This window comes from Streptomyces sp. TAA486 (assembly GCF_000426165.1).
Window position 1 is genome coordinate 72,847 of record NZ_AUEV01000014.1, and the last position, 20,386, is coordinate 93,232.

At 70.2% G+C, this 20,386-nt stretch carries 18 protein-coding genes and 1 pseudogene; 7 read left to right on the forward strand and 12 right to left on the reverse strand.

Features of this window, described 5'->3' with window-relative positions; translation table 11 throughout:
- Position 1: 1 nt before the first annotated feature.
- The 3 genes from pucD (at position 2) to I004_RS0119190 (ending at position 5,363) form a co-directional block, all read left to right on the forward strand.
- The gene (pucD, locus tag I004_RS0119180; RefSeq protein WP_028436826.1) at positions 2–2,416 is read left to right on the forward strand and encodes a xanthine dehydrogenase subunit D; all 2,415 of its coding nucleotides are present in this window, start codon (positions 2–4) and stop codon (positions 2,414–2,416) included.
- A gap of 142 nt (positions 2,417–2,558) precedes the next feature.
- On the forward strand, positions 2,559–4,049 hold the full coding sequence (locus tag I004_RS0119185) for an NCS2 family permease (protein WP_028436827.1): 1,491 nt from the start codon (positions 2,559–2,561) through the stop codon (positions 4,047–4,049).
- A gap of 111 nt (positions 4,050–4,160) precedes the next feature.
- Positions 4,161–5,363: an XdhC/CoxI family protein gene (locus I004_RS0119190; protein ID WP_028436828.1), complete on the forward strand. Its 1,203-nt coding sequence runs from the start codon at positions 4,161–4,163 to the stop codon at positions 5,361–5,363.
- A 70-nt stretch (positions 5,364–5,433) separates the two neighbouring features.
- On the opposite strand, the gene I004_RS0119195 is transcribed toward I004_RS0119190, so the two are convergent.
- The 4 genes from I004_RS0119195 to I004_RS34850 form a co-directional block, all read right to left on the reverse strand.
- Complete coding sequence (locus tag I004_RS0119195) at positions 5,434–5,877, reverse strand: nuclear transport factor 2 family protein (protein WP_028436829.1); 444 nt, start codon at positions 5,875–5,877, stop codon at positions 5,434–5,436.
- 177 nt (positions 5,878–6,054) lie between these two features.
- Complete coding sequence (locus I004_RS0119200; protein WP_199779423.1) at positions 6,055–7,044, reverse strand: hypothetical protein; 990 nt, start codon at positions 7,042–7,044, stop codon at positions 6,055–6,057.
- On the reverse strand, positions 7,025–7,660 hold the full coding sequence (locus I004_RS34845; RefSeq protein WP_051345196.1) for a helix-turn-helix transcriptional regulator: 636 nt from the start codon (positions 7,658–7,660) through the stop codon (positions 7,025–7,027). Before I004_RS34845 ends, I004_RS0119200 begins: the two co-directional genes overlap by 20 nt.
- Positions 7,661–7,821: 161 nt before the next feature.
- The gene (locus tag I004_RS34850; RefSeq protein ID WP_486580130.1) at positions 7,822–8,910 is read right to left on the reverse strand and encodes an endonuclease/exonuclease/phosphatase family protein; all 1,089 of its coding nucleotides are present in this window, start codon (positions 8,908–8,910) and stop codon (positions 7,822–7,824) included.
- A 262-nt stretch (positions 8,911–9,172) separates the two neighbouring features.
- Here I004_RS34850 and I004_RS0119215 point away from each other — a divergent pair, with 262 nt between their 5' ends.
- The gene (locus I004_RS0119215) at positions 9,173–9,589 is read left to right on the forward strand and encodes a YciI family protein (RefSeq protein WP_028436831.1); all 417 of its coding nucleotides are present in this window, start codon (positions 9,173–9,175) and stop codon (positions 9,587–9,589) included.
- 96 nt (positions 9,590–9,685) lie between these two features.
- Here the strand turns inward: I004_RS0119215 and I004_RS34855 are convergent, their stop codons facing one another.
- Entirely contained in the window at positions 9,686–11,122 is a 1,437-nt protein-coding gene (locus I004_RS34855) for an MFS transporter (RefSeq protein ID WP_078511458.1), read from the reverse strand.
- 187 nt (positions 11,123–11,309) lie between these two features.
- Here I004_RS34855 and I004_RS0119225 point away from each other — a divergent pair, with 187 nt between their 5' ends.
- Positions 11,310–12,995, forward strand: a complete 1,686-nt coding sequence (locus I004_RS0119225; RefSeq protein WP_028436832.1) for an AMP-binding protein — start codon at positions 11,310–11,312, stop codon at positions 12,993–12,995.
- Between the two features lie 58 nt (positions 12,996–13,053).
- Here I004_RS0119225 and I004_RS0119230 read toward each other — a convergent pair whose 3' ends face one another.
- The 4 genes and pseudogenes from I004_RS0119230 to I004_RS0119245 form a co-directional block, all read right to left on the reverse strand.
- The gene (locus I004_RS0119230) at positions 13,054–13,929 is read right to left on the reverse strand and encodes a hypothetical protein (protein WP_028436833.1); all 876 of its coding nucleotides are present in this window, start codon (positions 13,927–13,929) and stop codon (positions 13,054–13,056) included.
- 345 nt (positions 13,930–14,274) lie between these two features.
- Positions 14,275–15,993, reverse strand: a complete 1,719-nt coding sequence (gene gcl / locus I004_RS0119235) for a glyoxylate carboligase (RefSeq protein ID WP_037976907.1) — start codon at positions 15,991–15,993, stop codon at positions 14,275–14,277.
- 3 nt (positions 15,994–15,996) lie between these two features.
- Positions 15,997–16,905: pseudogene (locus tag I004_RS0119240) on the reverse strand (2-hydroxy-3-oxopropionate reductase); the annotation flags it as partial.
- Positions 16,906–17,055: 150 nt separating this feature from the next.
- Positions 17,056–17,892 (reverse strand): TIM barrel protein, encoded by an 837-nt coding sequence (locus I004_RS0119245; RefSeq protein WP_028436836.1) that lies wholly within the window; start codon positions 17,890–17,892, stop codon positions 17,056–17,058.
- Positions 17,893–18,117: 225 nt separating this feature from the next.
- Here I004_RS0119245 and I004_RS0119250 point away from each other — a divergent pair, with 225 nt between their 5' ends.
- Positions 18,118–18,390 carry a YkoF family thiamine-binding protein gene (locus I004_RS0119250; RefSeq protein ID WP_028436837.1) on the forward strand — a complete coding sequence of 91 codons (273 nt, stop codon included), beginning with the start codon at positions 18,118–18,120 and terminating at the stop codon, positions 18,388–18,390.
- Positions 18,387–18,791 (forward strand): helix-turn-helix domain-containing protein, encoded by a 405-nt coding sequence (locus tag I004_RS34860; RefSeq protein WP_037976914.1) that lies wholly within the window; start codon positions 18,387–18,389, stop codon positions 18,789–18,791. Before I004_RS0119250 ends, I004_RS34860 begins: the two co-directional genes overlap by 4 nt.
- 205 nt (positions 18,792–18,996) lie before the next feature.
- Here the strand turns inward: I004_RS34860 and I004_RS0119260 are convergent, their stop codons facing one another.
- From I004_RS0119260 to I004_RS0119270, 3 genes are all read right to left on the reverse strand, one after another.
- A complete protein-coding gene (locus I004_RS0119260; protein ID WP_028436838.1) occupies positions 18,997–19,239 on the reverse strand; it encodes a hypothetical protein in 243 nt (80 codons plus the stop codon).
- 130 nt (positions 19,240–19,369) lie between these two features.
- A complete protein-coding gene (locus I004_RS0119265; protein WP_051345197.1) occupies positions 19,370–19,834 on the reverse strand; it encodes a MarR family winged helix-turn-helix transcriptional regulator in 465 nt (154 codons plus the stop codon).
- Complete coding sequence (locus I004_RS0119270; protein ID WP_028436840.1) at positions 19,831–20,211, reverse strand: hypothetical protein; 381 nt, start codon at positions 20,209–20,211, stop codon at positions 19,831–19,833. Before I004_RS0119270 ends, I004_RS0119265 begins: the two co-directional genes overlap by 4 nt.
- Positions 20,212–20,386 lie beyond the last annotated feature (175 nt).

Genomic DNA, 20,386 nt, shown 5'->3' on the forward strand with positions numbered 1-20,386 from the left:
GATGGCCGGCGCGAACCCGACCCGCGTCCCCACCGCCCTCAACCAGGGCACCGCCACCAAGGGCGGCATCGGCGAGTCCACGCTGCGGCCCGACGGGACGCTGAAGGTCACCGGCGAGTTCGCCTACGCCTCCGACCTGTGGCACGAGGACATGCTGTGGGGCTGCACGCTGCGCAGCCCGTACTCGCACGCCGAGATCCGTTCCGTCGACGTGTCGGAGGCGCTCAAGCTTCCCGGCGTGTACAGCGTGATGACGCACGACGACCTGCCCGCCAAGACGCACTTCGGGCTGGAGATCCAGGATCAGCCGGTGCTGGCGAAGGACCGCGTGCGCTACCACGGCGAGGCCGTGGCCATCGTCGCCGCCGACCATCCGGAGACCGCCCGCCGCGCCGCGGCGAAGATCCGCGTCGACTACGCCGAACTGCCGCCCGTGCACGACGAGGAGAGCGCGACCGCCCCGGGCGCGCCCGTGCTGCATCCCGGACGCGACGACCATCACGCGTCGCACGTGTCGCACCCCAACATCGTCCACAGGCAGCCCATCGTGCGTGGCGACGTGGCGGCGGCGAAGGCGAAGGCCGACGTCGTCGTGCGCGGCGACTACGAAGTCGGCATGCAGGACCAGGCGTTCCTCGGTCCCGAGTCCGGGCTCGCGGTGCCCGCGGAGGACGGCGGCGTCGACCTGTACATCGCCACGCAGTGGCTGCACGTCGACCGCGACCAGCTCGCCCCCGTCCTCGGACTCGCGCAGGACAAGGTGCGGTTGACGCTCTCCGGAGTGGGCGGCGCGTTCGGCGCACGCGAGGACCTGTCGATGCAGGCGCACGCGTGTCTGCTGGCGATGGCCACCGGCAAGCCCGTGAAGATCGTCTACAACCGGTACGAGTCCTTCTTCGGGCATGTGCACCGCCACCCAGCCAAGCTCACCTACGAGCACGGCGCCGACAGCGACGGCACGTTGCTGTATGTGAAGTGCCGCATCCTGCTGGACGGCGGCGCGTACGCCTCCTCCTCGCCCGCCGTCGTCGGCAACGCCGCGTCACTGGGCGTCGGCCCGTACGACGTGGACAACGTCGACGTCGAGGCGCTCGCCCTCTACACCAACAACCCGCCGTGCGGCGCCATGCGCGGCTTCGGCGCCGTGCAGGCCTGCTTCGCCTACGAGGCGCAGATGGACCGCCTCGCCGCCGAACTCGGCATGGACCCGGTCGAGTTGCGGCAGCGGAACGCGATGTCGCAGGGCTCGCTGCTGCCGACGGGACAGCAGGTCGATTCCCCGGCCCCGGTCGCGGAGATCCTCCGCCGCGTCAAGGCGATGCCGATGCCGCCCGAGCGCCAGTGGGAGACCTCCGGCACGGCCGGCAGCGGCACCGGTGTGGACGTACGGGCGCTGCCGGGCGGCCTGTCCAACACCACGCACGGCGAAGGCGTGGTGCGCGGAGTGGGATACGCCGTCGGCATCAAGAACGTCGGCTTCTCCGAGGGCTTCGACGACTACTCGACGGCCCGTGTCCGCCTCGAAGTGATGGGCGGAGAGCCAGTCGCCGTGGTGCACACCGCGATGGCCGAGGTCGGGCAGGGCGGCGTCACCGTCCACGCCCAGATCGCCCGCACCGAACTGGGTGTCTCGGGTGTGAGCATCCTGCCCGCCGACACACAGGTCGGCTCCGCCGGTTCGACGTCCGCGTCGCGTCAGACCTATATGACGGGCGGCGCCGTGAAGCAGGCGTGCGAGGCCGTGCGTGAGCGGGTTCTCCGGCTCGGCAGGGAGAAGTTCGCCGACGGGCACCCCGCGTGGGCGTCCGGCGGTGAACTCCTGCTGGAGGGTGGCAAGATCGTCACCGAAGCGGGCGAGGTCCTCGCGGCGCTCGCCGACGTCCTCGGTGACGAAGTCGTCGAGGAGGAGCTGGAGTTCAGGCACCGGCCGACCGAGCCGTTCGACCTGAAGACCGGGCAGGGCTTCGGCCACGTCCAGTACTCCTTCGCCGCGCACCGCGCCGTCGTCGAGGTCGACACCGAACTGGGCCTGGTCAAGGTCGTCGAACTCGCCTGCGCGCAGGACGTCGGCAAGGCCATCAACCCGCTCTCGACCGTCGGCCAGATCCAGGGAGGCACAACGCAGGGCCTGGGCCTGGCCGTCATGGAGGAGATCCTCGTCGACCCCGACGGGAAGGTACGCAACCCCTCCTTCACCGACTATCTGATCCCCACGATCCTGGACACCCCCACCATCCCCGTGGATGTCCTCGAACTCGCCGACGCGCACGCCCCGTACGGGCTGCGCGGTGTCGGCGAGGCGCCGACGCTCTCCTCCACCCCGGCAGTCGTCGCCGCCATCCGCGACGCGACCGGTCTCGCCCTGAACCGGGTCCCGGTCCGTCCCGAACATCTGACAGAAACGCAAGCGATCTAGCGCCCCGGCCGGTGCGGGACCCCCGCACCGGCCGCAGGCACCCCCGTACCGTCTCGGGCCGTCCCCCGGGTCGTGCATCCCAAATCCCCGCAGTGCCACGGCACTTCGGGGTGCCCCAGCGAAACTTGGGAGAACGCACACCATGACCCAGTCCAAGACCGCACATCCCGATCCCACGGGACACGCGGGTTCCACCGCTCCCGAACCACAGGCCGCCAGGGGACGCTCCTGGCTCGACCGGTACTTCCGGATATCCGAGCGCCACTCCACGCTCGCGCGCGAAGTGCGCGGCGGCGCCACGACGTTCATGGCGATGGCCTACATCGTCCTGCTCAACCCGGTCATCCTCTCCGTCCCCGACGCGGGGAACGCCACCCTCGACGCCGGGCAGGTCACCACGGCGACCGCCTTCGCCGCCGCGGCCACCACCCTGGTGATGGGCGTGCTCGGCAATGTGCCGCTGGCCCTCGCCGCGGGACTGAGCGTCTCCGCGGTGCTCGCCTACCAGGTCGCGCCCGAGATGACGTGGCCCAACGCCTTCGGGATGTGCGTCATCTACGGCGCGGTGATCATCCTGCTCGTCGTCACCGGGCTGCGACGGCTGATCATGGACGCCATTCCGCTCGCGATGAAGCACGCCATCACGATGGGCATCGGACTCTTCGTCACCCTCATCGGTCTCGTCCAGGCGGGATTCGTGACGAGCATGCCCGGGCCCGGCGGAGTCGCCGGCGCCAAACCGCTCCAACTGGGCACCCACGACATGCTCACGGGCTGGCCCGTGCTCTGCTTCGCCGTCACCGTGCTGCTCGTCTTCGTGCTCCAGGTGCGGCGGGTGCCCGGGGCGATCCTCACCGGCATCGTCGGCGGCACGGTCGTGGCGGGGCTCGTGCACCAATTCGCCGGGCTCGACAAGAAGGACTGGGGTGGACGGAACGCGCCGGAGCTCTCCGGAAGCGTCGTGAGCACCCCGGACTTCGGCCTGTTCGGCAAGGTCTCCTTCGACGGCATCACCGACGTCGGCGCCGTCACGGTCGGAGTCATCGTCTTCACGCTCGTCCTCGCGGGCTTCTTCGACGCCATCGGCACGATCATCGGCATCGGCCAGCAAGCCGGACTCGCCGGCAGCGACGGCCGCATGCCGGGTCTGAACAAGGCCCTGGCCATCGACGGCGCGGGCGGAGTCGCCGGCGGACTCACGGGTGCGTCCGGGCAGACCGTCTTCGTGGAGTCGACGGCAGGCGTCGGCGACGGCGCCCGCACGGGCCTGGCCAGCGTCGTCACGGGACTCGGCTTCACCCTCTGCCTGTTCTTCACGCCGCTGGCCCGGATCATCCCGACGCAGGTCGCCGCCGCGGCGCTCGTCGTCATCGGCGCGATGATGATGACCAACGCCCGGCACATCGACTGGAACGACCTCGCCACCACGGTCCCCGTCTTCCTGACCACGGTGCTGATGCCGTTCACGTACTCCATCACCGCGGGCATCGCCGCCGGCAGCATCTCCTACGTCGTGATCAAGGCCGCACAGGGCAAGTGGCGCGACGTGGGACCGTTGATGTGGGGACTGGCCGCCGTCTTCCTCCTCTACTTCGCGCTCAACCCGCTCGAAGGGTGGCTCGGCGTGAGGTGAGGCGGACGGTCACGTGGGACCGCACCGGCAGAGGGACGGACCGGGCCGCGCACCGCCGCCGGGCGTAAGCTCGCAGGCCGCAGCCCAGCGCATGCGAGTGAGGAGTCATCGATGCTGGACATCGCCGCCGAACTGCACCGTTGGTGCGAGGAGGAGCGCGACTTCGCCGTCGCGACCGTCGTCGCTGTGAGCGGCAGCGCGCCCCGCCAGCCGGGCGCCGCGCTCGCCGTGGACGCCGGCGGCGAGGCGGTGGGCAGCGTCTCGGGGGGCTGCGTCGAGGGCGCGGTCTACGAACTGTGCCAGGAGGCGATGGAATCCGGGCGCAGTGTCCTCCAGCAGTTCGGCTACAGCGACGAGGACGCCTTCGCGGTCGGGCTGACCTGCGGCGGTGTCATCGACATCCTCGTCACGCCGGTCCGTACGGGCACGGACGCGTATGCGATGTACGCGGGCGCGGTCGCGGCTGCCGCCGGTGGCCGCGCCGTTGCCCTCACCCGGGTCGTCGAGGGACCGGAGGATCTGCTGGGCGGTGCCATGTTCGTACCGGCCGACGGTCAGGCCTCCGGCACCCTCGGCGGCTCCGCCGCCCTCGACGACGGAGCCGCCGCTCAGACCCGCGCCCTGCTGGACGCGGGACGCACCGCCACCGTCGAAACCGGTACGGAGGGCGGCCCGCCCGGTGCCGGCGGGCGCGGCGCCGCCGGCGACGGCGACCCGCTGTGCGGCCCGTCGGTGACGCTGCTTGTCGAGTCGAGCGCGCCGCGGCCGCGGATGCTCGTCTTCGGCGCCATCGACTTCGCGAGCGCGCTCGCCCGCACGGGCGCCTTCCTCGGCTACCGGGTCACCGTCTGCGACGCGCGTCCCGTGTTCGCCACCGAGGCCCGCTTCCCCGACGCCGACGAGGTCGTCGTGGAGTGGCCGCACCGCTATCTCGACTCGCAGGAACTGGACGCCCGCACGGTCGTGTGCGTCCTCACGCACGACGTGAAGTTCGATGTGCCGCTGCTGGAACGGGCGTTGCGGCTGCCCATCGCGTACGTGGGCGCCATGGGTTCGCGCCGCACCCACCTCGCGCGGCTGGAGCAGCTGCGCGAGGCGGGTATGAGCGATGCCGAACTCGCCCGGCTGCACTCGCCGATCGGCCTCGACCTCGGTGCCCGCACCCCCGAGGAGACGGCACTGTCCATCGCGGCCGAGATCGTCGCCGTACGGCACGGCGGCACCGGCGTTCCGCTCACGGGGGCGCACACCCCGATCCACCGCGAGCCCGGAACGGTTGGCCGCGGGGCGCGTGGGCTCGGCGAGGTGGCATAGGCCGTCCCGTCGGCGGTCGCCAGTCACCACGGAGGCGTGGGCGCTCAGGGGCGTGGGGCGGGGACCGGAGTCAGGCCTCCCCGCGGGTGAGTGCGGCCGCCCAGCCGCCCTGGACCATGGTCTGGAAGTACCACTCGCCGTCCCGCTTGACCAGGATGTCCGAGTAGCTCATCGACGTGCTCTCCGAACCCACCGTCATGGTCGACTCGGTGAACACCACGGCGATGCTCCGGGAGAGGAAGTGCGGTGTGCGCCGGGACTCGAAGTGGACCTCCTCGCCACCGCCGTCACCCATCACCGCGGACATGGTGCGCACGAACTCCTCACGGCTCCACTGCCGGGTCACGCCGGACCCGGGAGCGGCGTCGTCCGTGACGAGGTTGAGGGGGAACAGAGCCATCGAAGCCATCGCCTCGACGTCCGCCTTCGCGGCGTGGCCGTCATAACGCGCGAACCATGCCTCCAGGTCACGGTTGTCCTGGTCCGTCGCTGTGCGGGTCGTCGATTCCGGCACGGAGCCTCCTCGTTATTGATCCAATTTGACTACTCGCTTCGGCAAGAGTCCCTCCTGTGTACCAATTAGTCAAACTTGATTAACGGAGATGGGTGGGGCTGCGGGCGTGCGCTGAGAGGGCCGGCGAGCTCAGAACAGCTTGAGCTGCAGGTGGCACCAACCAGGCCCGCGCACTGGTCAGTTGCTGAACCTGTCGATGAGCTGCCGCAACGTCTCGAATGCCGGCTTGGGGGAGTAGTCGTCGGTGGTGAGTCCGAACTGGTGGAACAGCCCCGGGTTCGCGCTGTCGGCGTCGCGCAGCGCGAAATGTGTGTAGCCGCTGAGTCCGACCTGCTCGGCGTGGGCCGCGATGACGTTCACCACGGTCTCGACTACGTCGGCCTGCTTGTGCGTGGGCCGGTCCGGCCCGGTCGGCCAGCCGTGCTCGGTGATGTGCAGCGGCAGATGCCCCAGGCCAGCAGGTGCCAGCACCACACCACGATGGTGGCGAAGCAGCCCCTCCACCGCGGCCGCCAGGTCGGGAGCGGCCACGGGTCGGAAGACGTCGGGGAAGAAGTCGAGCCCGACGTAGTCCAGATCGCCGACGAACTCCGGGCCCCCGTGGCGTGTCAGGTCGGTGAGGAAGGAAATGCCCTCCCCGAAGAGGGGAGTCGTGTTGAAGCCGACCCGCAGGTGCTTATACCCGAGTTCACGTGCTCGCGTCTTGGCGGCGCGCACCCCGTGGACGATCGCGTCACGCACCCTGGGGTGGTGGCCGTCCAAGTTGGGGTTCGAGGTGATGTTTGGCTCCTCGGTGATCTGCAATGTGTCGGTCAACGGGCCGTACTGCGAGACCAGTTCGCGCAGGAAGCCGCAGTAGCCTTCCACGTCCCCGTCGGCCGACTGGAATTGGGCGACCAGGTCCAGTCGGCGACCGCGAACGGCGTACCGGGCTGCGGCGGAGGGGGTTGCGGTCGCGTGCGGCCCACCGAGGCTGGTGGAGTCGTCGAACCCGACGTATGCGCGCACCAGAAACGGGCGCCCCGCCACTCCCTGAAGCTGGTTGAGCGCGCTGGCGATGCGAGTGGGATCGTCGGGCGGTCCGCTCGCCAGGCCACCGGTGTCGTCACCGGCGACTCCGCCCGGGTAGATGCCGAAGAGCAGCCCCTCACGCGCCGTCGGTGTCATGCGTGTGCTTCCTCTCTGCCGAATCCGGCAACGGCGATGCCGCCGCGGAGTCGGGCCAAATGAGCGTGCGCGCGCGGATTTCCCCGATGACCGAGTCGATCCACGCCATCTCGGCGCGAGCGACGCACAGCGCGTACTCGGCTTCGATCACGTGGAGTCGTGGCACTCCGGTCGCCAACGCGTCCGTGAGACGCCCCTCGTCCGCGGCGGTACGTTGCCGAAGTCGCCCGGCCCGCTCGGTCAGAGCGTCGACCGCACCGCTCGGCCCGAGCGCGCCCAGGTATGTGATTGCGCCCAGGAACTGCGAGAACTCCCGTTCGGGGTTGCGAACCCGGGAGTCCAGCCGTCGCACCAGTTCGACGTGCCCTGCTTGTGTGAGTGCGTAGACGGTCCTCTCGGGGCGTTTTCCGGAGCGCTGCTGGCCCTGCACGCTCACCCAGCCCGCTTCGACCAGGGCGGCAACGGTGTTGTAGAGCGTGCCCCGCGTGATCACCGCTGTGTGGCTCTCACTTCGCTGCCGCAGTTCGGAGAGCATCTGGTACGGGTGCGAGGACTGTTCCAGCAGAAGACCCAGCACTGCCAGCACGATCGGGTTGTCGAGAGCACGGCGAGGCATGGTCGAACTCTATCAGTCCAAATAGACTATTTCCCCGTCCTGTTGCGGCGGACGGGAAGGCTGGTGAGGGTCAGGCGTGACTCGTCACAGGGGGATCGGTGTGCTGGTCCGGCGCCGATGTGCTCCGGGTATCAGCGGCCCAGGTGTTCGGCCTCGAGCGTTCAGAACAGCTTCAGATCCGCCAGCACGGCCAGGTGGTCCGAGCCGTCCAGTTCGAGGAACTGCGCGTCGACCGCCGTCAGCGGGTCGCTGACCAGAACGTGATCGATCTGGGCGCCCATGGGGCGCAGCGGCGTGTTGTTGGGCCATGTCGGCGTGCGGGACTGGCCGGTGAGGCGGGCGGAGTCGTTCAACCCGGTCCGCAGCAGGGAGCGGAAGGCGGCGTGGTCCTGGGAGGAGTTGAAGTCGCCCGCGACGATCGTCGGCGTGCTGCCTCGCGAAGCGCCGTACGCCCGGAGCGTCTTGAGCTCCTTGCGCCAGCTGCCCAGGGACTCCGGGCTGGGCGGCATCGGATGGGCGACCTGCACCTTCACACTCGTGCCGGCGATGTCGGCGACGGCGCTCGGCATGGCCATACGCCCCGGCAGCGAGGACTTCTTGTCCAAGGGGAACGCGCTCAGCAGCGCCGAACCGCTCGCGCCGCCGCTCTCGATGATGTTCCGGTGCGGGTATGTCTCGTACATCCTCGCGCTGCGCAGCGCTTCCACGCACCGGGTGTCGCACTCCTGGACGGCGACGATCTGGGGGCGTTCCCGGCGCAGGGTCTGCACCAGTGCCTCGGTCGCGCTGCCGTAGCGCAGGTTGGCGGTCAGGACCCGGAAGCGTGCCTTTCCGGTCCGCTCGGAGACGCCGGCGGGCGCGTCCGGACCCTGGGGCAGGGTGTATCCCACGGTGGCGGCGAGGACAGTGATCGCCCAGACGGCGAGAAGGCCCCGGCGTGCCAGCACCGTGTACAGCAGTGCCAGCCACCCCGGCACGAGGAACCAGGGCAGGAAGGCGAGGAGTTGAGCGATGGGTGTGGGCCCGTCGTCGTTCATGCCGCGGAAGGTGAGGGGCACACTCAGTACCGCCAGCACCAGGCCGATGAACCAGGCCATGGGGCGCCGGCGCGTCCGGCGCGGTTTCTGTTCCCGCCGTACACGCTCATAGCGGGGGCGGACGGGCCGTGCGGTGGCCTGGAAGTGATGCTCGGTCACCGTGCCACGGCCGCCGCCCCGCTTGATGCGATGGTTCCGGTCCCCCGTCAACACGTTCTTGATGGTGCCCCATCCCGCGCGCAGGAGTGCGCACGTCCTTCCGATCTTTTCTTCGTCCGCGCACTTCCCTACGAGTCCTGACGGTCCTGTCGCGCATCCGTCAAGAACTCCACGCGGACCTGGGGTGAGGCGGGTGCCCTTGCCCCGTTTTTGCCAGGTGAGACCCTTTCAGGGCGATGAATTCCGGCACCGGCCCGTGTCGTCATTTGTGACGGTCCCCGAAGCGCGGGGACCGGCGTGTGACGAGGAGGCCGCCATGAAGTTCATGATCATGCTCCAGGGGACGCAGTCCGAGTACGACGCGATGGACGGCAACGCCTCGGCGGAAGCACCCGCCTGGACCAAGGACGACCTCAAGGCCATGTTCGGTTTCATGCAGAAGCTGAACGAGGATCTCGCCGCCTCCGGCGAACTCATCGAGGGCCAGGGCCTCACCGCACCGTCGAAGGCCGGGGTCGTCACGGGCGAGAAGGACGGCCGCCCCGTGGTGTCCCGTGACGGGTACGGCGTGGAACAGGAAGTACTGGTCGGGTACTGGCTGCTGGAGTGCGAGAGCTTCGACCGGGCGACGCAGATCGCGGCCCGGGTGCACAGCTGCCCGGTCCCGGAGGGCGCGGTCAGCCACCCGGTGATCGTCCGCCCCGTCCAGGAGGAGCCCCCGGTCGCGCAGTAGCCGTCGGCGCGTGACCGCGTCGTACCCCGTCCTTCCGGCCGTGGGGATACGGCCTCTCGCCCAGGCACCGCGGGCCGGCCGGTCGTCGAAGCCCCGTCAGCCGCGGGATGCCGGTGAGGGATCCGCAGGCTCGGGCGGCAGGCAGGAGGCGACACGGTCCGCGCTGGCCCGCGCCCGGGGACCGGTGGTGAGGAACGCCAGCAGCAGCACGGCCGCGCCGCATCCGGTGAAGATCCACCAAGCCGTCACATCCGAACCGGCGGCGACCGCTGCTCCGATGACGGCGACGCCCAGCGCCGAGCCGACCTGACGGCTCGTCGAGGCGATGCTCGCAGCCACCCCGGAGCGTGAAAGGGGCATCCCGGAGACCGCGGCGTTGGTGATGGGGGCGTTGACCAGGCCGAAGCCGATGCCGAACAGGACGTACGCGGTGAAGAGCAGCATGTCCGTCCGCTCGGCGTCGAAGAGCGCGAACAACACGCCGCTCGCCGTCATGAACACACCCGCGAGCAGCAGCGGCAGCCGTGCGCCGCGTACGGCGACCAGATGCCCGGACAGCGGGGCGAAGACGGCGGTCATCGCGGCCATCGGCAGCAGATGAAGCCCTGCCTCGAACGCCGAGAGGCCGCGGTCGTTCTGCAGATGCAGGGTGCTGAGAAAGAGGAATCCGGTCAGCGCGGCGAAGGATGTGACCGCCGTGAGCGTGGCGCCGGAGAAGGGGACGCTGCGGAAGAAGCGGAATTCGACGAGCGGTTCGGCACGGCGCCGCTCGTACAGCGGCAGCGCCGCGGCCGCGCACGCGCTGGCACCGAAGCAGCCGAGGATCAGCGGGGAGGTCCAGCCGGCGTCGCGGCCCTCGATGATGGCGAAGGTGAGCGTGCCGAGCGCGGTCATCACCAGCAGCTGACCGCCCGGGTCCAGCCGTCGCGGCTGCGGTGCGCGCGACTCCGGTACGAACAGCGCGGTCAGCAGCAGCGCCGCGAGCCCGATGGGGATGTTCAGCCAGAAGATGGCACGCCAGCTCACCGACGCGACGAGCGCGCCGCCCATCAGCGGCCCGGCCGCCATGGAGATGCCGACGACGCCGCCCCACACGCCGATGGCCCGCGCACGCTCCCGCGGTTCGACGAAGGTGTTCGTGATGATCGACATCGCGACGGGGTTGAGCATCGAACCGCCGACCGCCTGGAGCGCGCGGAACGCGACGAGCCAGCCGAGTCCGGGCGCGAGGGCGCACAGCAGCGAACCGCCCGTGAAGAGCACGAGCCCGGTCTGGAAGACGCGGCGCCGCCCCACTCTGTCCGCCGTCGAGCCGGAGAGCATCAGCAGGGAGGCGATGACGAGGGTGTAGGAGTCGAGCGTCCACTGCAGCCCGGAGACGGATGCGTTCAGGTCCCGCTGGAGCGAGGGCAGCGCGACGTTGAGCGCCGTGTTGTCCAGGCTGACGATCAGCAGGCTCATGCAGCAGATGGCCAGCACCAGCAGGCGCCGGGTGGTGCTCGCACTCGTCGCGTCCGGGGAGGCCGGTGACATCTCTCCAGCATCCACGGCGCACGGACGAACTGCTGCCCGGGGGTGGTGCCGGGGCGCTCGGTGACTCAGGATGATCCGCAGTGTGACCAGCGGCGGACCGTGGAAGCAGCCCCCGGAGGGACCTTCGGAGGGAATCCGGGCCCCGCGGTCGCACCGGCAGCACAGAGCGGCATCCGAGGAGTTGACGATGACGGCGACCGAGCCCACCAGCCCCACCGACGCCTTCCGCGCCGCCCGGGACACCCTGCTGCGGCACCGGACCGATTACGACACCGCGCGAAGCGCCTTCTCTTGGCCCAGGCCCGAGTACTTCAACTGGGCGCTCGACTGGTTCGACGCCGTCGCCGAGGGGAATGACCGCACCGCACTGCACATCGTCGAGGAGGACGGCACCGCGGCCCGCTACTCCTTCGCGGAGATGCGCTCACGTTCGGCGCAGGCCGCCAACTGGCTCCGTGCACAGGGCGTCGAGCCCGGTCATCGCGTCATCGTGATGCTCGGCAACCAGGTCGAACTGTGGGAGACGCTGCTGGCCTGTATGAAGCTGCGCGCCGTTGTCATCCCGGCGACCCCGCTGCTCGGCCCGGCCGACCTCACCGACCGGATCGAGCGCGGCGAGGCCCGTCACGTCGTCGTACGGGCCGAGGACGCGGCCAAGTTCGCGACCGTGGAAGGCGACTACACCCGTGTCGCCGTCGGCGGCGGGAGCCTGCAGGAGGGCTGGCTCGCCTATGAGGACGTCTACGGCGCCTCCCCGGACTTCGAGCCCGGCGGTCCCACCCGTGCCCAGGACACGCTGCTGCTCTACTTCACCTCCGGCACGACGGCCCGGCCCAAGCTGGTCGAGCACACCCATGTCTCCTATCCCGTCGGTCACTTGGCGACGATGTACTGGATCGGGCTGGAGCCGGGGGACGTGCACCTCAACATCTCCTCGCCCGGGTGGGCCAAGCACGCGTGGTCGAACGTCTTCGCCCCCTGGAACGCAGAGGCGACGATCTTCATCTACAACTACACGCGCTTCGACGCGGACCGGCTCCTCGCCGAGATCGAGAAGGCCGGCGTCACCAGCTTCTGCGCGCCGCCCACCGTGTGGCGCATGCTCATCCAGGCCGACCTGAGCAAGCTGAAGGCCGTGCCGCGCGAGGTCGTTGCCGCGGGCGAGCCGCTCAACCCCGAGGTCATCGAGCATGTGCGGCGCGCCTGGGACAGGACGATCCGCGACGGCTTCGGCCAGACCGAGACGGCCGTGCAGGTCGCCAACTCCCCGGGACAGCAGCTCAAGCCGGGGTCCATGGGACGGGCCATGCCGGGGTTCGAGGTGACGCTGCTCGACCCGGTGACGGGAGAGGCGGACGCCGACGAGGGCGAGATCTGCCTCGACCTGTCCGCCCGTCCCGTCGGGTTGATGACGGGTTACCGCGGCGACGACGAGCGCACCGAGGAGGCGATGGCCGGCGGCTACTACCGCACCGGCGACATCGGTGCGCGCGACGAGGACGGCTACATCACCTACATCGGGCGCTCCGACGACGTGTTCAAGGCGAGCGACTACAAGATCTCGCCATTCGAGCTCGAGAGCGCGCTGCTGGAGCACGAGGCGGTGGCCGAGGCCGCGGTGGTGCCTTCGCCGGACGAGCTGAGGCTGGCCGTGCCCAAGGCGTACGTGGTTCTCGCGGAGGGCTGGGAGCCCGGGCCGGAGACGGCGAGGGTGATCTTCGCGCACTCGCGGGAGACGCTCGCGCCGTACAAGCGGGTCCGCGTCGTCGAGTTCGCCGAGCTGCCGAAGACGATCTCCGGGAAGATCCGCCGCGTCGAGCTGCGGGCGCACGCGGCCCAGGAGCCGGGGGAGGAGTTCCGCGAGGAGCGGTGATCGGGCTGCTGCCGCTGAGCGGGCGGGGCGTCCGCCGGGAGGGCCCGGGCGTCCCGTGTCAGCAGACCGAGCGGACCAGGTCGTCGGCCGGGTCGTTCACGGCCTGCGGCATGCCTGTCAGATCGAGGACGAACAGCGGCACGGACAGCGCGTCCGCGCGGGTGCGGGCCTCACGCGAGTAGCCCGCGAGGGAGAAACAGGCCGTCCCCACCTCTTCGTTGAGCCCGTTCAGCCAGAGCGTCTCGACCTCGCGCAGGGTCGTCGGGGCGGTCGTGGGGTCGACGTGCGCGATGATGCCCGCGCCGCGTACATCCACCCCGGACGCCGGACGCTTCTCCGTCACCCGCACCCCGGGGAATCCGAGCCAGCGCAGATATTCGGCGGCTGCCGTGCGGGCGTCCTGGGCGGTGCGGATCGTGACGGGACGGAAGGCGGGGCGCGCCGCGTGCAGTGGCTGCTCCTGCGTGCCGTGCGCCTTGAGCGGTGCGGGAGCGGTGAAGGGGCCCGCGCTTCCTGTCGGTGTGCCCGCGGGCGTAGGTGGTGCCGCTGCGGTGTCGGCGCTTTCGGCGCCGGGGAGTTCGGCGGCGTCCGGCGGACGGTCGAGGTTCGCGGCACTCGCCGGGTCCGGGCCGTCGGCGGTGCCGGACAGTTCCCCGGAGGCGGGCCCGGGCTGCGGCGGCACGACGGGCATCCGCAGCAACGTGCCGCACCGGCAGCCGAGTTCGGGCTGCGGCCACTCCCTGGACGTGCCGCACGCCGGGCAGCGGACCTCCACCCAGGACCCCGCCCAGGTGCGGTGCCTCACCTGTGCTGGTGTGCCGTCGCGCAGCAGTGGGAGCGTGACGGGAGCGCCGCAGTCGCAGGGGTAGACCGGCGGCGTGTAGGTGTGCTCGCGGCGGCACTCGGGGCAGCGCACGGGCACGCTTTCTGCCATCTCTTCGGCTCCAGCGGCATCAGCGGAACGGGAACGGTCGGCGGGATCAGGGACGACGGGCCTTGCGGCCCTGCTCATATCGTCCCTGAAAGGGCGGGGTTTCCGAAGAGGAACGGAACAGAAATCGGTGCGAACGGGGCCGGCGGCCTTCCGCGTGCGGCGGGCTGTGGGACCCGCTGCACGCGGAAGGAGCCGGTTCGGCCGGTCGGCGGTGGAGCCGGAGGGCGCGACATGACAGTTGCCGGCGCCACCGCCGCCCGGGGTCTGCGGGCAGATCCGCCGGGCCGGGCGCGACGTTGATGGCCGCCGCCGCGCCCGGCCGAACGGGACCTGTCCCCGTGGCCGTTACGCCTCCTCGAACTCCCGCACCGCGTCGATGTCCGGCCCGTGCGGCGTGTTCGCCTCGCGTTCGATCATGATCTCCACGAGTACGGGACGCGAGGTGGCCACCGCCTCCTTGCGTGCCCACTGGATCGCTCCGGCGATGTCCGCCGGCTCCCACACGCGTTGTCCCGAACAGCCGTAGGCCTCCATGAGCTTGACGTTGTCCGTGCCGAACTCGTCGTAGTGGATGTCGACCTGGTAGTTCATGCCGTAGCCGATCTCGGCCTGCCGGATCAGGCCCAGGTACTCGTTGTTGAGCATGATCAGCACGTACGGCACGTTGTACTGGGCGGCGACCGCCAGCTCCTCCACCAGGTACTGGAACCCGTAGTCGCCGACGATGCCCACGACTTCGGCTTCCGGCTTGCCCATCCCCTCCAGTGCCTTCTTCACGCCGATCGCCGCCGGAACCTCCCAGCCCAGCGGGCCCGCCTGTCCGCAGACCTGGTAGTGCCTCGGCAGGTATGCCTTCTGATGCTGGCCGCCCCAGATCTGGTAGAGCCCGATCGCGGTGACGAAGTAGGTGTCCTCGTCGAAGGCCTCGTTGATCTCCTTGTACGCGCGGGGGGCCTTCACCGGCGTGGAGTCGAAGTCCTCCCGGCGCACCAGCGTCCGCTTCAGCTCCTGGCAGCGCTCGACCCAACTCCCGACGTCCGCCTGCGCCTTACGCTTGCGGGCCTCGGCCAGCAGCGCCGTCAGGAAGAGACCGGCGTCGGAGACGATGCCGAGGTCCGGTTCGAAGACCCTGCCGATCTGGCCCGGTTCGATGTCGACGTGCACGAAGGTGCGCTCACCGCGGTAGATGTCGATGTTCGCGCCGGTGTGCCGGTCGCCGAAGCGCGCGCCGACGGCGAGCACGAAGTCGGACTCCAGGAACGAGGCGTTGGCGTAGCGCTGCGAGGTCTGGATGCCGGTCGTGCCGAGGTTCAGTTCGTGGTCGTCCTCGATGACGCCCTTGCCCATCAGGGTGACCTGGAAGGGAACCCTCAACTCCTCGACCAGCTCCCGCAGTTCCGAACCCGCGTCGGCGAGGATCACGCCGCCGCCCGCCAGGATCAGCGGCCGCTCGGCGGCCAGCAGCATGTCCAGTGCCCGCTCCACACGCGGCAGATGAGGTTCGACGGCGGGCACAGGAAGCCGCGAGTCGATCTCGGCGTCGTAGGTGATCTCCCGCTTGGCCAGGTCCAGCGGCAGATCGATGAGTACAGGGCCGGGACGGCCCGTACGGGCGATGCGGAACGCCTCGCGGAAGGCCCAGGGGATCTGCGCCGGCTCCTTGATCTGCACGGCCCACTTGGTGACGGGCTTGGCGATCTCCACGATGTCGACGGCCTGGAACGCCTCCTGGTGCAGCTTCGGTGAGACGGCCTGGCCGGTGAGGCACACCATCGGGATGGAGTCGGCCTGCGCGGTGTAGAGGCCGGTGACGAGGTTGGTCGCCCCCGGCCCCGAGGTGGCGATGGCAACGCCGACCTTGCCGTTCGTACGGGCCCACCCGTCCGCCATGTGGGTCGCGCCCTCCTCGTGGCGGACCGTCAGGTGATCGATGCGGCCGTCCTCCTCCATCGCCTTGTACAGCGGGAGGATCGCGGCACCGGGGCAGCCGAAGGCGATGTCCACCCCCTCGTCGACCATGATCGAGACGGCTGCGTTCATCGCGGGCATTCGCTTCGGGGCCATGCGTCAGTCCTCCACCTTCTCGCCGGAGAGGCGTCGCACGCCGCGCACCAGCGCGGAGTGGTCGAGTCCGCCGTCGCCCTGCTGCCGCAGCGCCGCGACGAGTTGGGCCAGCAGCGCACCCGCGGGGACGGTCGCGCCGACGTTGCGAGCCGCGTCGGTGACGATTCCCATGTCCTTGTGGTGCAGGTCGATCTTGAAGCCGGGCCGGAAGTCGCCCGCGAGGATGCTCTCCTTCTTGCGGTTCAGCACGGTGGAGCCGGCGAGTCCGCCGGCCAGTACGTCCAGCGCCGCCGGGAGGTCGACGCCGGACTTCTCCAGGAAGACCACGGCCTCGGCGACCGCCTCGATGTTGACGGCGACGATCAGCTGGTTGGCCGCCTTCACCGTCTGCCCCGAGCCGTGCGGGCCGCACAGCACGATCGTCTTTCCGAGCGCCTCGAGAACGGGCAGTGCCGCGTCGAAGGTCTCCTGCTCGCCGCCGACCATGATGGACAGCACGCCCTCAACGGCTCCGGCCTCGCCGCCGGAGACGGGAGCGTCGAGCACGTCGACGCCCTTGGCGGCAGCTGCCTTCGCCACGTCCACCGACGTCTGCGGGGTGATGGAGGACATGTCGATGAGCAGGCCGCCCGAGCGGATGTTCTCCAGCACCCCGCCCTCGTTCAGCACGACCTGCTCGACCTGCGGCGACGCCGGGACCATGGTGATGACGACGTCGGCTCCGCGGACGGCGTCCGCGATGGAGGACGCGGCGCTGCCGCCGTTCTCGACGGCCTGGTCGACGCGAGCGGGGTCGAGGTCGAAGGCGGTCACGGCGTAGCCGGCGGAGACGAGGTTGCGCACCATGGGCGTGCCCATGATGCCGAGACCGATGAATCCGATCTTCGTGTTGTCCGGGGTGTGGCTCATGGGCTCATGCCTTTCGAAGTCTGTTGCCTACGGGCGTACTTGGCGGGGAGCTCGTCACCCGCCCGGGAGCGCGTCCGGCCGAGTGCCGGGGCCCGGGCCGGAGTTCGGACCGTGGCGCCGGTGCGGGCCGAAAAGGCGGCTCGCACCGAGCGCTCAGGCGCGGCGCAGCGGACGCGGCAGCCATTCGAAGCTCTCGTCGCTCGGCAGGTCGCCGGGCTTGTACTCCAGGCCGATCCGGCCCTCGTAACCCGCCTTGGCGAGGCGTTCCAGCAGGTCGGGGAAGTCGAGTTCGCCGGTGCCGGGAGCACCGCGTCCCGGACTGTCGGCGATCTGGACGTGTCCGGTGCGGGCTGCGTGGTCGTCAATGACCTTGTGCAGGTCCTCGCCGTTCATCGCCAGGTGGTAGAGGTCCATCAGGAACCTCGTGTTGTCCAGCCCCGTCGCCTCGTTGACCTTGTCCACGACGGAGACGGCCTTGGGGGCGCTGACGATCGGACAGTGCGGCGACTCGATGGCGTTGAGGGCCTCGATGAGCAGCACCGCGCCGATGCCGTCGGCCGCGCGTGCCGCCGACGCCAGGTTCTCCAGGGCCAGTTGGTCCTGCTCGTCCGGCGCGGCCCCCGATACGCGGTTGCCGTAGAGGGCGTTGAGCGCGGTGCAGCCGGTCGACTGTGCGAAGTCCACGGCGACGTCGATGTTCCGGCGGAACTTCTCGGACTCCTCACCCGGCACGGACAGCGCTCCGCGGTCCGGTCCGGGCAGCCGGCCCGCGTAGAAGTTCAGGCCAGTCAGCCGGGTGCCGGCGTCGGTCAACGCCCGCCGCAGCGAGTCCAGTTCGGCCCGTTCCGGTACGGGAGCGTCCACCCACGGCCACCACAGCTCCACCGCGGTGAAGCCCGCGGCCGCGGCAGCGGCCGGGCGTTCGAGCAGCGGAAGCTCGGTGAAGAGGATCGACAGGTTGACGGTGTAGCGGTGTTCGGTGCCGCCGATGCCGGCGAGCTCGGATTGGGACGCCACGGCGATCGCCTTCCTCCGGTCGGTGTGGATAGAATTTCGTATCGTGAAAGTTGATTTCTGCTTTATGGAAGACTGCTCTCGGATCCCGGACGCTGTCAAGGGGTCTGCCGCAGGCTGAGATCACGGGGAGCGCTCTGCGCCGCCGTCCGTCAGCCCTTCCGATGGCCGCTTCCCGCGGCGTTCGCGTAGGTTGACGACGTGCGATTGCGAGTTGAGTTCACGACTGAACCCTTCGATCTGGACGAGGCGCCGCGGCATGCGCTGGTGGCCCGCGAGGTCGTGCAGAGCGCGCCGCTCGACTCCGTCGACGTGGGCCCGTTCGGCAACACGGTGGAGGGTCGCGCCGAGGACGTGCTCGACGCCGTCCAGGCCCTGCTGCGTGACTCGCTCGGCGCCGGTGCGACCCGCATCTCGCTCCAGCTCAACGTCCTCGCGGACACGGAGCCGGGCGCCGCCGGGGGCGGGGCATGACCGCTGCCGACGCACCCGAGGGGCGCCGCTTCGCGGACGCGGTCAAACCGCTGGTCGACGCCATGGGCGGCGAGATGGTCGCGCCGGAGGAGGCGCAGGGCGACGACGTGGTCCTCGCCTGGGAGGGACGGGATGTCGTCGCCGTGCGGCTGCCCCACCTGTCCGACTCGCTCGACCACATCCTCGCCGAGCTGGAACGCCGCCACGGGATGCCGCTCGCCGAACTGGACCGCAGGACGAAGCAGTCGGTCGTGCGCGTGCTGGAGAGCCGGGGCGCCTTCTCCGTGCGGCACGGCGTCGAGACCGTGGCGGGTGCGCTCGGTGTCAGCCGCTTCACCGTCTACAACTACCTCAACCGCGAGACCCGCGAGGGCGGCGAGCAAGGGTCCGCGGGGGCCTGAGCCGCACGCCCCGCTGCGGGCGGCTCAGGGCGTCGGTCACGCCGTCCCGTTCCATCTGCGGGAACGGTCCGGGATCTTGCCGGAGCCGCAACTCGGGACAAGCCTGCAGGGCATCTGACGCTCGGGATTCCGGGCGGCGGTGATTCCGGTCCGGCCTGGTTCAGCCTGGAAGACGTGTGATGTCCCGAGGTGGCGACCGTCGGCTTCAGTCTTCGTCGCCCTGGAGCGCAGCCAATCGACGCTCGTGCTCAGCCTTTGTGATCAGACCGCAGGCAAGCCTTCGGTTCAGCTCGGAAATGGCGGCATCCTGGGCCAGTTCCGCCGCCGACTCGGCGCTTTCCCTGCCCCTGCGGGCCCCGTTCGCTCGCTGTTCAGCGCGGGATTCGGCGTTCATCTCATCTGCCATCCGCGCGATCTGTTCGGCGAACCTGTAGTGGATACTCGCCATTCAGCCGTTCTCCTCCGCCGACCGGTCGTCGAAGGGGAGACGTCGTGGCGCTCGCCACCCCACGCCGAGCATGCCCAGGGTGGGCATTCTCGACACACGTGCACGAGGCGTGGAAGAACGGGATTTTCCCTCATGGGGCGGGCGCCTGTGAACGTTCGAGCAGGCTCAGCATCGCTTGCCGGAAGTCGGTGCGCTGCCGCTCGCTCCAGCCTTCGGTGAGCCGGGCGAAGACGGCTTCCTGCCATTCGTGTGCCTCGTCGAGCATGGCAAGGCCCGCCGGGGTGACCGACAGCTCACGGCGCCGGCCGTCGGCTTGCGGCGCACGCATCCGCAGGTATCCTGCCGCGACCGCGCTCTTGACCAGGCGGGATGCGCCGCTCTGGTCGATGCCGATCTCGTGCGCCACCGCGTTGACGGTCGCGGGCTCCCGTCGCGCCAGGGAGTGGACGGCCTCCGTGACGAGCACGAGACGTCCCTGCTCCGCCCCCTGGGGTTCGCTCGCGTGTGGGCGGCGCGACCAGTGGCGGACGAACTCGAAGAGCACCTGGCCCGGGCCGCGAGCGGCGCCGGGTCCGGCGTTGGCGGTCCCGCTCACTCCGTGGCTGCCATCTCGCGGCAGATGTATGCCAAGTCGAGTGCCGAGTCGAGGTCGGGCAACCGCAGCGAGGCGGACACCCGCTCGCCGGTGACCCGGAAGAGCGTGGCCACCCTGGTCGGGATGTGGCTCCCGGGCCAGGTGGCGTCCTCTTCGACCACCATCAGCCGCTTGCTGACGGGATGCCAGGTCTGCGGGGCCAGCTTGGTCCCGGTCCGCTGCACCCAGTCCGCGAACTCGGCGGACGTGATCGCGCCGGCGCCCTTCGGGCCCAGCACGACGACCGGATCGGTGACCGCGTCCGCGGCCGCACTCGGGTCGCCGTCGTTCACCGTCGCGTGCCAACGGTCGACGGCTGCTTCCAGTACGGACTCCATGAGTGCACTGTATGCGAATCGCATGTAATTGTGCAGTGGCAGAGTGGCGGCGGCGCAGCCCGCCACGCGCGGCGGAGGCCGAGACCGGCGAAATCCCTTCCGCGCGGCCGGAGTTCCGGCTGCCGCGCAGGGCCTGTACGCCCGGCAGCCGGATCCCCGTCGCACGCACGGGGAG